The organism is Rhizobium sp. LjRoot30 (assembly GCF_964253915.1).
Taxonomy (GTDB): Bacteria; Pseudomonadota; Alphaproteobacteria; order Rhizobiales; family Rhizobiaceae; genus Metarhizobium.
This window is the reverse complement of sequence record NZ_CAXUSG020000008.1, coordinates 124,610-137,120: the sequence shown is the minus strand read 5'-3', so window position 1 is coordinate 137,120 and position 12,511 is coordinate 124,610. Positions and strand designations below refer to the sequence as shown.

Annotated in this window: 9 protein-coding genes; 2 read left to right on the top strand and 7 right to left on the bottom strand. The window is 63.2% G+C overall.

What is annotated here, in order from left to right:
* The first annotated feature begins 110 nt into the window (after positions 1-110).
* Positions 111-1,019, top strand: coding sequence for an RNA polymerase sigma factor RpoH (gene rpoH / locus ACSQ3I_RS17300; protein ID WP_436000940.1), 909 nt, complete (start codon positions 111-113; stop codon positions 1,017-1,019).
* A 238-nt stretch (positions 1,020-1,257) separates the two neighbouring features.
* On the opposite strand, the gene ACSQ3I_RS17295 is transcribed toward rpoH, so the two are convergent.
* On the bottom strand, positions 1,258-4,254 hold the full coding sequence (locus tag ACSQ3I_RS17295; RefSeq protein ID WP_436000938.1) for a hypothetical protein: 2,997 nt from the start codon (positions 4,252-4,254) through the stop codon (positions 1,258-1,260).
* A 63-nt stretch (positions 4,255-4,317) separates the two neighbouring features.
* Positions 4,318-5,613: an adenylosuccinate synthase gene (locus tag ACSQ3I_RS17290; RefSeq protein ID WP_436000936.1), complete on the bottom strand. Its 1,296-nt coding sequence runs from the start codon at positions 5,611-5,613 to the stop codon at positions 4,318-4,320.
* 217 nt (positions 5,614-5,830) lie between these two features.
* Here ACSQ3I_RS17290 and ACSQ3I_RS17285 point away from each other — a divergent pair, with 217 nt between their 5' ends.
* The gene (locus ACSQ3I_RS17285; RefSeq protein ID WP_436000934.1) at positions 5,831-6,721 is read left to right on the top strand and encodes a DMT family transporter; all 891 of its coding nucleotides are present in this window, start codon (positions 5,831-5,833) and stop codon (positions 6,719-6,721) included.
* 4 nt (positions 6,722-6,725) lie between these two features.
* Here the strand turns inward: ACSQ3I_RS17285 and ACSQ3I_RS17280 are convergent, their stop codons facing one another.
* The 5 genes from ACSQ3I_RS17280 to ACSQ3I_RS17260 all read right to left on the bottom strand — a co-directional run bounded on the left by ACSQ3I_RS17280 (position 6,726) and on the right by ACSQ3I_RS17260 (position 12,452).
* Positions 6,726-7,460, bottom strand: coding sequence for a YopT-type cysteine protease domain-containing protein (locus tag ACSQ3I_RS17280; protein WP_436000932.1), 735 nt, complete (start codon positions 7,458-7,460; stop codon positions 6,726-6,728).
* 116 nt (positions 7,461-7,576) lie between these two features.
* Entirely contained in the window at positions 7,577-8,872 is a 1,296-nt protein-coding gene (locus ACSQ3I_RS17275; protein ID WP_436000930.1) for an amidohydrolase family protein, read from the bottom strand.
* Between the two features lie 15 nt (positions 8,873-8,887).
* Positions 8,888-9,832, bottom strand: coding sequence for an ABC transporter permease (locus tag ACSQ3I_RS17270; RefSeq protein ID WP_436000928.1), 945 nt, complete (start codon positions 9,830-9,832; stop codon positions 8,888-8,890).
* On the bottom strand, positions 9,832-10,908 hold the full coding sequence (locus tag ACSQ3I_RS17265) for an ABC transporter permease (RefSeq protein WP_436000926.1): 1,077 nt from the start codon (positions 10,906-10,908) through the stop codon (positions 9,832-9,834). The genes ACSQ3I_RS17270 and ACSQ3I_RS17265 overlap by 1 nt, the downstream gene beginning before the upstream one ends.
* Positions 10,908-12,452, bottom strand: coding sequence for an ABC transporter ATP-binding protein (locus tag ACSQ3I_RS17260; protein ID WP_436000925.1), 1,545 nt, complete (start codon positions 12,450-12,452; stop codon positions 10,908-10,910). The genes ACSQ3I_RS17265 and ACSQ3I_RS17260 overlap by 1 nt, the downstream gene beginning before the upstream one ends.
* Between the last annotated feature and the right edge of the window lie 59 nt (positions 12,453-12,511).

The window sequence follows — 12,511 nt, the reverse complement described above, 5'->3', positions numbered from 1 at the left end:
TTAACTGGACCGGTGCGGGATCGATCATTCGATCCGTACCGCAAGGCCTGCTCGGAGAGGGCGGATTTACCGTCCAGAGGGGCTGCACTATTTTGGAAAGGGGGCGCTTCATGGCCCGCAATTCTTTACCCAGTATTACCGCCGGCGAAGGCGGTCTGAACCGTTATCTCGATGAAATCCGCAAGTTCCCGATGCTGGAGCCGCAGGAAGAGTACATGCTCGCCAAGCGCTACCAGGAACATGGCGACCGCACTGCCGCCCACAAGCTGGTGACCAGCCATCTGCGCCTCGTGGCGAAGATCGCCATGGGCTACCGCGGCTACGGCCTGCCGATCGGTGAAGTCGTCTCGGAAGGCAATGTCGGCCTGATGCAGGCCGTGAAGAAGTTCGACCCGGAACGCGGCTTCCGCCTGGCAACCTATGCCATGTGGTGGATCAAGGCCTCGATCCAGGAATACATCCTGCGCTCCTGGTCGCTGGTGAAAATGGGCACGACCGCCAATCAGAAGCGGCTGTTCTTCAACCTGCGCCGGCTGAAGGGCCGTATCCAGGCGATCGATGAAGGCGACCTGAAGCCGGAACAGGTGGCAGAAATCGCCACCAAGCTGAACGTTTCGGAAGAAGAAGTCGTGTCGATGAACCGCCGCCTCTCCGGCGACGCTTCGCTCAACGCGCCGATCAAGGCGTCGGAAGGCGATTCCGGTCAGTGGCAGGATTGGCTGGTCGACGATCACGACAGCCAGGAAGCCGTGCTGATCGAGCAGGACGAACTCGACACCCGCCGCCGCATGCTGGCACGGGCGATGAGCGTGCTCAACGACCGCGAACGCCGCATCTTCGAAGCCCGCCGCCTCGCCGAAGATCCGGTGACGCTGGAAGAGCTTTCGGCCGAATTCGACATCAGCCGCGAGCGCGTGCGCCAGATCGAGGTGCGCGCCTTCGAGAAGGTTCAGGACGCTGTGCGCAAGGATGCGCTCGACCGCGCCAACGCACTGCGCGTCGTCGAAGTGGCGAACTGAGCGTTATTGACACGATTGGTCGGCTTCAGCCCCGTCAGCCGATAAGATAAAACCCCTCCTGCGTCATCCTCGGGCTTGTCCCGAGGATCTGAACACGGCAGATATATCTCTTATCGTCAGTGGCTTGGCAGACGCAGGCAGATCCTCGGGACAAGCCCGAGGATGACGACACCAAGAGGTGGCAGTTTATTCATCGATGCAAGGGCGCGGGAAACCGCGCCCTTTTCGTATCGCAACCTTATTGGCCGCTTGCCGGAGTATTGGCGAGGGCCAGCCAGGCCTGAACAGCCTTGTTGAAGGCATCGTTGCCCGGCTCACCCTTTTCGAGCGTCAACAACGCCCGGCGTCCATTGCGATAGGTGATCGGCATATCGATCCAGCCGCGCGTGCGCAGCAGTTCGAGGTTGGATGCCCGCGCCTCGGGGAAATCGTTGAGCGCGATCATGTGGAAGTCGTCGGTGATCTTCGCCGGCACGGCAATCAGCGCGTTGCCGCGATCCTGCTCCGTCTGCTTCATGGCGATACGCTGTACGCTGTCGATGGCGCCGCCTTCGAAATCCTGCGGCAGCGAGAAGACGATCTCGACGAGATGGCTGGCCGGCAGCGACGGATCGGAGTTGCGCTTGAAGGTCATCAGCGCCGAGAGACCCCGGTCCGGAACATTGATCTGTCCCTGCACGGTCGGCTCCGGCTTGCCGTTTTCACCAGTTTCCTGCTGCAGCGACCAGACAACAGTACCCTGGATCGCCGTCGGCACCGACTGGCCGATGCGCTCCTCGTACAGGAACATCTTCTGCCCGCCAGCAACAGCGGCAGCGGTCTGCTGCGTGCCATCAGTCGTCGTGGTGTTTTCCGCTGCAGGCGTCTGCGTGGTGCCGTCGACCTGGCCGGTCTGTGTCGGAACCGTCGTCTGCGTATCGGTCGTGGTCGTCGGGTTGCCGGTCGTGGCCGCTCCGCTGGTGTCCGTGGTCGTCGTGTTGCCGGCCTCGTTGGCGGCGACATTCTGCTCGGCAACCGATTTGCCTTCGGTTGACGCCGCTTCGCCACCCGGCCCGTCATCCACCTCTGAACCGTTGACGAGAAGCCGCTGCGTGAACTTGTTCGCCGCCGGCAGGTTGTTGGTGTCGAGGGCTGCAAGATCCTTTGATGTATCGGTCGTCGTCGGCGTGGTGGCCGGCTTGGTATCGTTGCCGGTCGTTTGCTCCGCTGCCGGGGTATTTGCGGCAGTCTCAGGCTTGGCGTCGGATGGCGTCGTCTCGGTCGTGGCTTTCTCTTCCGGCTTCGTCTCGAGGCCGGGGATCTGCGGTCCGCTGTCGACGAGGTTGGCAACCATGTCCTTCAGGCGATCCTGGTACAGCCAGGCAGCATAACCGCCGCCGCCCAGGGCAACCGCCAGCAGCAAGCCGAGGGCAAGCACGGTGAAATTGAACCGGCGCTTGGGTTCGACGCGGAACGACTTGCCCGGCCGCTGCGAGGCCACGCCGTTGGAAACACCGGCCGCAGGCTGGCGATCGCCGCCGCGACCCGAATGCTTGTTGTCGCCGATCAGTTCATCGAGATCGTTCCAGCTGTCCTGCGATTTGTTCGCGCTCGTTGCCACCGCCGGCGTCATCGGCCCGACTTCGCCGGAGAAGGCATCGCCATCGTCGAAAGGATCGATGGCCTTGTTGTCGGCGGCGCGCTGGGTTGCGCCGGCTTGCGCATCCGGTTTGCCCTCCTCGCCGAAGGAGGTTTCGTCCCAATCGAGAAGATCGAGGGCCGGCGGCATCTTCGGCTCGGAAAGCCTGTCGTCGCTCGGCGTGCCGGCGGCATAACCCGCGGCGCTGCCGGCGCCGGCAGCGTGCGTTGTAGCCTGGCCGCTGGTTTCCGCCTCCGGAAACGCCCAATCGTCCGCCGCTCCGGCGGCATCCGCATGAGAGACGTTTTCCACCGAAGCCGGCACTTGCGCCGGTGTTTCATGCTCGACGGCGACGGGGCCGTCGAAAGACCGGGCCTGGTCGAAATCGTCATGACCGGCAGAGAGATGCTCGTCGTTGCGCTCAGGCGCCGAGGGCAAAGTGTCTGCCCACTCGTTTTGCGCAGCCGTCGCCTGCACGGCCGGCAGCGGCTCGGGCTCATCTTCCCACGGCTCTGCAAACGGGCTGTCCTGCTCCGTCCGTTCAGGCTCCGGCGACTGCCAGGATGCAGCTGTGGTTGCGTTTTCCGTCGAGGCTTGCGGCTGTTCGTCCGGCGGGGTCTCCTGCCACATGCCGATATGCCGCTCGTCGGGAACCAGCCCCTGCGACGAACGCTCGTCCGACGGCACGTCGGAATGGTCGGCCGGCATATCCCAGGGCTCGGACGTATCCGCCACCGCAGGCTGCGCCGCAGCGAGATACCCCTGCTCCACCTCTTCGATGACCTGGTCCAGCTTGTCGAACTGCCGGGCGATGCTCTCGTCGGAAGGACGAGGCATGAGATTGCCGAGATATTGCCGGACCGAGGCGCGGGCATTGTCGTAAATCCGCGCACGGATGTCTGCCGAGTTGACCGGCTGCGCATCGATCGCCTGACGAATGACAGCACTGTCGAGGATCAGCTCTTCGACACCCGACGCCGGCTGCTGGGCCGGCTCTTCGACCGTCTCCGCCGGCGGTGCCTGGTGATCCTCGGGTTCCGCCGGGGTTTCCCAAGGCTCGGGTTCCGGCGCCGCGTGGGTTTCGACCGGCGTTTCCCACGGCTCCGGTTCGGCGTGCACCGGCGTTGCCGGCTCGTTGTCGGCGTGGGCGACCTCCGGAGGATCCCAAGGCTCGCGCTCGTCCTCGGCAGACGCTGTTACCGGCTCAGCGGCGACAACCTCCTGCGGCTGCGGCTCCTCTTCGGCCACCGGCGCAGAACCTTCGTCCTGCCATGCGGTTTCCGCCGCGGGCTCCGCGGTTACGGGTTCGTCATAAGACTGCCGCTCGTCTTCGACGGCCTCCTGCTCCGGCTGCTGCCAGTCTTCGGCAGCCTCGACCGCCGGATCTTCATCGACGGCCGGCAATGCTTCGGCATGCTCGTTCTCGACATCGCGGATGGCAAGTTCGAGCTTGTCCAGCTGACGGCGTAGCATTTCTTCCGGAGGCCGGGGCTTCATGCTTTCGAGCTGGCGCTGGACTGCTCCGCGCGCCTTCTCATAAACCTTCACCCGCATTTCCGGAGTGTTGTCCGACAGACCGTCTACCGCCCGCCGAATGACTGCTGCAAAATCCGCCATCAGTACTTTCTCATGAATACCGGTATCCCACCGATAATATTAATACCACAAGCTGTGGCGACATTAGTCCTCAAAAGGATCGGTCACAAGTATGGTGTCGTCCCGTTCCGGGCTGGTCGACAGCAGCGCCACCGGAGCACCGATCAGTTCTTCGACCTGACGGACATACTTGATCGCCTGGGCCGGCAGATCTGCCCATTTGCGGGCGCCGACCGTCGACTCCTTCCAACCCTCAAGCGTGATATACACCGGCTCGATACGGGCCTGCGCGCTCTGGCTCGCCGGAAGATAGTCGATTTCCACGCCGTCGAGCTTGTAGCCGACGCAGATCTTCAACTCGTCCAGCCCGTCGAGAACGTCGAGCTTGGTCAGCGCGATGCCACTGATACCAGAGGTCTTCACCGTCTGGCGCACCAGCACCGAATCGAACCAGCCGCAACGGCGCGGACGACCCGTGTTGACGCCGACCTCGCGGCCAACGGTCGAGAGATGCTTGCCGATCTCGTCGTTCAGCTCGCACGGGAACGGGCCTTCGCCGACGCGGGTCGTATAGGCCTTGGTGATGCCGAGCACGTAGCCGATTGCCGTCGGGCCGAGGCCGGAACCGGCGGCCGCCTGGCCGGCAACGGTGTTCGAGGAGGTGACGAAAGGATAGGTGCCGTGGTCGTTGTCGAGCAGTGCGCCCTGGGCACCTTCGAACAGGATGCGGGCGCCGGCCTTGCGCTGCTCGTCGAGCAGACGCCAGACCTGGTCGATGTAAGGCAGGATGTGCTTGGCAACCGAGGTCAGTTCATCCTGCAGCGCCTGCACGGAAATTTCTTCGAGGCCCATGCCGCGGCGCAGGGCGTTGTGGTGGGTGAGCAGCCGGTCGATCTTGGCCGGCAGCGTATCGGGATCGGCAAGGTCGATGACGCGGATGGCACGACGGCCGACCTTGTCTTCATAGGCCGGGCCGATGCCACGGCGGGTCGTGCCGATCTTCGTGCCGCTGTTGGAAGCGGCATCCTCGCGCAGCGCGTCGAGATCGCGGTGCAGCGACAGGATCAACGGCGCATTGTCGGCGATGCGCAGCACCTCCGGCGTCACCGCAACACCCTGGGCGCGCAATTTTTCGACTTCGGCGACGAAATGATGCGGATCGACGACGACACCGTTGCCGATGACGCTGAGTTTGCCGCGCACCAGGCCGGAAGGCAAAAGGGCGAGCTTGTAGCTGACACCGTCGATCACCAGCGTATGGCCGGCATTGTGGCCACCCTGATAACGCACGATCACATCGGCGCGCTCCGAGAGCCAGTCGACAATCTTACCCTTGCCTTCGTCGCCCCACTGCGAGCCGACAACCACGACATTCGTCATCTCAAATTCCTGTCATCTCAGCGCCTTGCGCCAACCCAAACCCGCGCATCTATACTGTTTTGTTTTCAGGAAAGCGACCCTGTTTGACTCCACAATTGGCTTTTTGCGTGACAAAAGGAAGCCCTAGCCCGGCCGTATCCAACAAAAGCTGTGCCAGCAATCACATTCGCATAACCAAACACGTCCCGAGAGAGGACGGTAAAACGGAAGAAACATCTTGTCCCTCAAAGCTTATGTGTACCTGACGATCGCCGCACTGTGCTGGGGTGGCAACGCCGTCGCCGGCAAGCTTGCAATCGGCCATATCAGCCCGATGATGCTGACTTTCTGGCGCTGGGCGTTCGCCTTCATGCTGATCGTCGCCATCTCCGTGCCGCAATTGAAGAAGGACTGGCCCCTGCTCAAGCAGAACTGGCTGCTGCTGATGGTCCTGGGCGTCATCGGCTACACCAGCTTCAACGCCTTTCTCTATACGGCGGTGCTTTATACGACGGCGATCAACGTCGCCATCGAGCAGGCGGGCATTCCGGTGCTGATCTTCATCGCCAATTTTCTGCTCTACCGTACGCGGGTGTCGCTGGCGCAGATCGTCGGTTTTGCCGTCACCATGCTCGGCATTGCGCTGACCGCCTCGCATGGCGATCTCATGAGCCTGGCGCAACTGACGCTCAATTTCGGCGATGCGCTGATGATGCTCGCCGTGGTCGCCTACACCGTCTATACGCTCTTGCTGCGCTGGCGCCCGCCGATCCACTGGAAAAGCCTGATGGCGCTGCCGGCGCTTGGCGCGCTTCTGGCCTCCGTGCCGCTGCTAGGCTGGGAAATGGCTGCGGGCGATGCCATCTGGCCGGATGCGAGCGGCTGGGCGATTGCCCTGTGGACCAGCATTTTCGCCTCGCTGGTGGCGCAGATCCTCTATGTGCTTGGAGTCGATAATATCGGTCCCAACCGGGCGGGACTTTTCATCAATCTCGTACCGGTGTTCGGCACGTTGCTGTCTGTGCTGCTGGTCGGCGAAGACCTGCAGCTTTTTCACGTCATCGCGCTCGCGCTTGCTCTCGGCGGTATCGCCATCGCCGAGAGAGGCAGGCCGAAAGTGGCAGCCTGATCGCTCAGGCAGCCATGCTGTTTGCGCCGATAGCGTTGGAGCGGGCGCGCCCGGAGCCGGCGGCGGCAAGCGAAAGCTGGGTCAGGGTGATGCGATCGAGATATTTCGGAGACGGCGTGCTGGAGCCCCTCGGCGTATATCCCTCGTAGGCCTCGGCGATCGCCTTGAACAGGCCCTTCACGCTCGATTCGCTGGCTGGAACCTTGATCTCACCGAAGTTCGGCTCGAAAACGTAGAGATGCGAGCCAATGCCGAGAAACTTGCCGCCGGAATGGTACGCGGCGATGCAGTGATTGTCCGATCCGAACGTCAGGATGATCATGTAATAGCGGTTGAGCGACGACGACCCCGTATAGATCGGGTGCAATGACTCGTTTGCCTTTTCCTTGACGAAGGCCTTGGTGTTGACGAAGGCGGCCGTCATTCCGGCTCCGCCGACCGCAAGCGCTGCGGTGAATTCTCTCGTCTGGCCGCTTTCAGCTGTCGAGCGGTTCTGGGTGAGTGCCTCCAGATAGGCTCTCTGCCGCGCGATCCCCGACGATCTCGCTTCATTGCGAAGGAAGTCGATGCGCTTTTTTGCGCCCTCGGACTTGAAGCGGCTATGCCGGACGATCCAATCGACCGAGTTGCCGACGCAGATGCCGTATTTTACGTCCGTATGCACGTTTTCATCGACGATCCCATAATCGCGCTGTTTGAAATAGGTGCAATGCTGATTGTATTCCTGCGCCAACTGCATAGCGACATCTCCCGCGTTCTTATGCGCGAGATGTTGCGCGGGACGGGTAAATGAAGCCTTGCGTATTTCGCCACATCTTTACGTTGACCAAAAAAGGTCAGGCGCAGCCGAGACGATCACCCTTCGGCAACCGGCGCATAGGCCGCCGGATCGACTGATTCCGGCCGGCCATCGAGCGACAGTCGGCTGACCTTCGCCGGTGTCTCGCTGATCACCTTGCCGCGACGGACGACGAAGAGCCGGGTCGCCCGCGTCCGGATCGCCTCGATGGCGTCCTTTGCCTGCAGGATCACCAGATCGCCGTTGCAGCCGACATCGAGGCCGTAATCCTCCAGTTCCATCACCTTGGCCGGATTGGTCGTCACCGCCTCGAAGCAGAACCGCATCGCCTCGCGCGACGACAGCTGGCCGACATGCAGGCCCATATGCGCCACGTCGAGCATGTCGGCGCCGCCCAGCGAATACCAGGGGTCCATGGTGCAATCCTGGCCGAAGGCGATGTTGATGCCGTAGTCACGCATCTCCTTGACGCGCGTCATGCCGCGGCGTTTCGGATAAGTGTCGTGCCGGCCCTGCAGCATGATGTTGATCAGCGGGTTGGGCACCGCGTGCACCTCCGACTCGGCGATCAGCGGCAGCAGTTTCGAGACATAATAATTGTCCATCGAATGCATCGAGGTGAGGTGCGAGCCGGTGACGCGGCCCTGCAGGCCGAGCCGGTTGGTCTCGTAGGCCAGCGTTTCGATATGGCGCGACAGCGGGTCGTCGCTTTCGTCGCAATGCATGTCCACCGGCAGGCCGCGGCGTTCGGCGATCTCGCAGAGCGCCGTCACCGACATGGCGCCGTCTTCCATCGTCCGCTCGAAATGCGGGATGCCACCGACGACGTCGACGCCGAAATCCAGTGCCCTCTCGAGGTTTTCCGCCGCCGTCGGCGAGCGGTAATAGCCGTCCTGCGGGAAGGCGACGAGCTGCAGGTCGAGATAGGGCTTGACGACACGCTGCACATGCAGCAGCGCCTCGACGGCGAGCAGCCGGTCGTCGCAGATATCGACATGGGTGCGCACGGCGAGCAACCCTTGCGAGACGGCAAGATCGCAATACCGCAGCGCCCGCTCGACGACGGCGTCGAAGGTGAGGATCGGCTTCAACTCGCCCCAGAGCGCGATGCCTTCCAGAAGCGTGCCAGAGACGTTCATGCGCGGCAGGCCGAGCGACAGCGTCGCATCCATGTGGAAATGGCAATCGACGAAGGGCGGCGAGACGAGATGACCGGCAGCATCGATCTCACGACCGGCCTCGGCCGCAAGCCTCGGCTCGACGGCGACGATCTTGCCTTCTCGGATGCCGATGTCGATGCCCGTACGGCCATCGGGAAATGTCGCGTTGCGGACGATCAGGTCAAAGCTCATCTTGTCATTCCGTTCTCAGCGCTGGCCGCGCACATAGGGGATCATCAGGGCCTTCGGATAACTCGCCCGCCGCGACCAGACGACGAGGGCGACGATCGACAGGATATAGGGGATCATCAGGAAAATCTGGCTCGGCAGGAAAGCACCCACAACTTGTTGCAGCCGCACCTGGAAGGCGTCGAAGGCGCCGAAGAGGATGGCGGCAAACAGTGCCTTGCCCGGTTTCCATGACGCGAAGACGGTGAGCGCGATGCAGATCCAGCCGCGCCCGGCGACCATCTCGAAAAAGAAGGCATCGAAAGCCGACATGGTGAGGAAGGCGCCGCCGATCGCCATGATCGCCGAACCGGCGACGACGGCGCAGGTGCGCAGCCAAAGTACGTTGAGGCCCTGCGCCTCGACGGCCGACGGGTTTTCGCCGACGGCGCGCACGGCAAGACCGAGCGGTGTTTTCGCCAGGAACCAGGCGAGCACGCCGACCAGCACGAAGGCAAGCAACGTCAATGCCGTCTGCTGGAACAGCACCGGCCCGAGGAGCGGGATCGAGGAAAGGACGGGGATATCCAGCGGCTGGAACGGGATGATGCGTGGCGGCGTATCGACGTTCGGCAGGATGACCCGGTAGGTGAAATAGGCCGCACTCGTGGCCAGCATGGTGACGCCGAGACCGCTGACATGCTGTGACAGGCCGAGCGTCACAGTGAAGAACGACAGAAGCAGCCCGAACAGCGCGCCCATGAAAGCGGCGACAACCACGCCGGTCCAGAGGTCCGCCCCGGCATAGACCGCGAGCCAGCCGGACATGGCGCCAACCGTCATGATGCCCTCGATGCCGAGGTTGAGCACGCCGGATTTTTCGCAGAGCAGCGCGCCAAGCACGCCGAAAATCAGCGGCGTGGCAATCCGCACCGCCGCCGCCCAGAAAGATACCGTCAGCAAAATATCGAAGACCGACGCCATCAGGAAACCCTCCCCCGCGCCGGCAGCGACCAGCGGATGCGGTAGCGCGTCAGCACGCCGGAGAGCAGCACCGACAAAAGCCCGAGCGCAACGATGAGGTTGGCGATGTAGCTCGAAACCGTCATCGCCCGGCTCATGGAATCGGCGCCGACGAACACCGCCGCGACAAAGAAAGCGGCAGCGATCACCCCGATCGGCGAAAGCCCCGCCAGCATGGCGACGACGATGCCGGCATAACCGTAGCCCGGCGACAGATCGTTGGTGAGATAGCCCTTGAGACCGGCCACCTCGCCGACGCCGGCGAGGCCGGCAAAAGCGCCCGAGAGCGCGCCGACCAAAAGCATCGTCTTCGTCACGCTCATGCCGGCGAAGCGGGCGGCGGCCGGGCTGGCGCCAACGGCGCGGATGCGAAAACCCGGCACGGTGCGGCGCATCATGATCTCGGTACCGATGGCCGCCAGAATGGCGACGATCAGCCCGGCATGCACACGCGTCTTGTCGATCAGCTTCGGCAGGGTGGCGCTGTCGAGGATCGGCTCGGATTGCGGCCAGCCCATGCTCATCGGGTCCTTCATCGGTCCCTCGATCATCATCTGCACGAACAGCGCAACGATGAAATTGAGCAGCAGCGTCGTCACCACCTCGTCGGCGCCGAGCTTGACCTTGAGCACGGTCGGCCCGAGCATCATCAGCGCGCCGGCGACGGCGCCCGCTATGCAGATGCCGAGGATCATCAGCGGCGCCGGGCCATCGAACCGGCCGGAGCCGATGGCAACCGCCGCCAGCGCTCCGATATAGAGCTGCCCTTCGGCGCCGATATTGAACAATTTCGCCCGGAAGGCGACGGCAGCCGCAAGTCCGGTGAGGATCAGCGGCGTGGCGCGCGCCACCACTTCCGTCAAGGCGAATTGCGAGCCGAGCGCGCCGGAAATCATCACGCCATAGGCCTCAAAGACATTGACGCCCGCCGCCAGCAGCGGAATAGCCGCCAGCAGCAGCGAAATCACCGCTGCCAGTACCGGCGCGCCGTAGGTCAGCAACGGACTGGGTGCGGTCCTGGGTTCAAGCCTCATCATCAGGCCGCCTCATTCGTATCATGACCGGCCATCATCAGGCCGAGTGTTTTCAGATCCAGATCGGCGGAGGCAAAACTCTCCGTCAGCCGCGAACGGAACATCACGGCGATCCGATCCGAAAGCTCGAACAACTCGTCGAGGTCTTCGGTGATCAGCACGATGGCCGCACCACGCTCCCGCGCCAGAAGCAGGCGGCGGTGCACCTCGGCAACGGCGCCGACATCCAGCCCGCGCGTCGGCTGGTTGGCAAGGATCAGTCGCGGTTCGTCATCCAGCGCCCGCGCCAAAATCGCCTTTTGCATATTGCCGCCGGAGAGCTGGCGGATCGCGGCATCCGGGCCGGGACAACGGATATCATAAGCCTTGATCGCCTCTTCCGCCCGCGCCCGGATGGCGCCGAACTTCAGGAAACCGAAACGCTGGAAACGCGGGTTGCGGATGGTCTCCAGCGCAATGTTTTCGGCAATCGTCATCGATCCGACAGCGCCCTCATGATGCCGGTCCTCCGGTATACGGCCAACACCGGCAGCGACGATTTTTTGCGGATCGAAGAGGGACAACACCTTGCCGCCAAGCGACAGTGTGCCGGAAGATGGCGTCACGAGGCCGGACAACAGATTCGCCAGCGCCGTCTGTCCATTACCGGAAACGCCGGCAATGCCGAGGATCTCGCCCTCGCGCACCGTCAGGCTAACGTTCTCCAGTCTTTGCCGGATATTGGCCCCACCAACGGAAACATCGGCGAGGATCAGCACCGGCGCACCCGGTGCCCGCGGCTCGCGCTTCGAACGGCTGACAGCGCGGCCGACCATGAGTTCGGCCAGTTGCGCCTTGTCGCTGCCCCTGGTCGGGATTTCCGCCACCTTGCGCCCGCCACGCAGCACCGCGACGCGGTCGCTGCCGGACACGACTTCATGCAGCTTGTGGGAAATGAACACGACGGAAAGGCCGTGCGCGGCCAGGCTGCGCAACGTCTCGAACAGCCCGTCGCTTTCCTGCGGCGTCAACACCGCCGTTGGTTCATCGAGCACGAGGATGCGGGCATCGCGATACAATGCTTTGAGGATCTCGATGCGCTGGCGCTCCCCGACCGAAAGCTGTGAGACCTGCGCGTCGAGATCGATCTTCAAGCCTGACCTCTCCATCAGCCCGGCAAGCTTCGCCCGCGCCGCCGCGTTGGCACGGCTGAAACGAAACAGCGGCTCGGTGCCGAGCGTGATGTTATCGATGACGGTGAGGTTTTCGGCGAGCGCGAAATGCTGGTGCACCATGCCGATGCCGGCATCCAGCGCCGCACGCGGACTTCCGGGCGGCAGCGGCTGCAACGCCCCTGCCCCGTCGGCGACAAACACCCCGCCCTCATCGGCGACATAATGCCCGAAGAGGATGTTCATCAGCGTCGTCTTGCCGGCGCCGTTTTCGCCGAGCAGAGCCAAAATCTCACCCTTGCGCATGACAAGGTCTATGGCCTCGTTGGCGACAAGTGGCCCGAAGCGCTTGGTAATACCGCGCAGTTCCAGAACAACCGGATTTTCGTCCGTCATGGCCTTCCCACCGGAAAAAGATCCCGGTCCCGCCCTGGAGGATAATGGCGGAACCGGGC

Excerpts from the sequence above, each read along its gene's own strand:
- ACSQ3I_RS17265 (WP_436000926.1), bottom strand. The coding sequence starts at position 10,908 with ATGATGAGGCTTGAACCCAGGACCGCACCCAGTCCGTTGCTGACCTAC.
- ACSQ3I_RS17295 (WP_436000938.1), bottom strand. The coding sequence starts at position 4,254 with ATGGCGGATTTTGCAGCAGTCATTCGGCGGGCGGTAGACGGTCTGTCG.
- rpoH (WP_436000940.1), top strand. The coding sequence starts at position 111 with ATGGCCCGCAATTCTTTACCCAGTATTACCGCCGGCGAAGGCGGTCTG.
- ACSQ3I_RS17280 (WP_436000932.1), bottom strand. The coding sequence starts at position 7,460 with ATGCAGTTGGCGCAGGAATACAATCAGCATTGCACCTATTTCAAACAG.
- ACSQ3I_RS17275 (WP_436000930.1), bottom strand. The coding sequence starts at position 8,872 with ATGAGCTTTGACCTGATCGTCCGCAACGCGACATTTCCCGATGGCCGT.
- ACSQ3I_RS17290 (WP_436000936.1), bottom strand. The coding sequence starts at position 5,613 with ATGACGAATGTCGTGGTTGTCGGCTCGCAGTGGGGCGACGAAGGCAAG.
- ACSQ3I_RS17260 (WP_436000925.1), bottom strand. The coding sequence starts at position 12,452 with ATGACGGACGAAAATCCGGTTGTTCTGGAACTGCGCGGTATTACCAAG.
- ACSQ3I_RS17270 (WP_436000928.1), bottom strand. The coding sequence starts at position 9,832 with ATGGCGTCGGTCTTCGATATTTTGCTGACGGTATCTTTCTGGGCGGCG.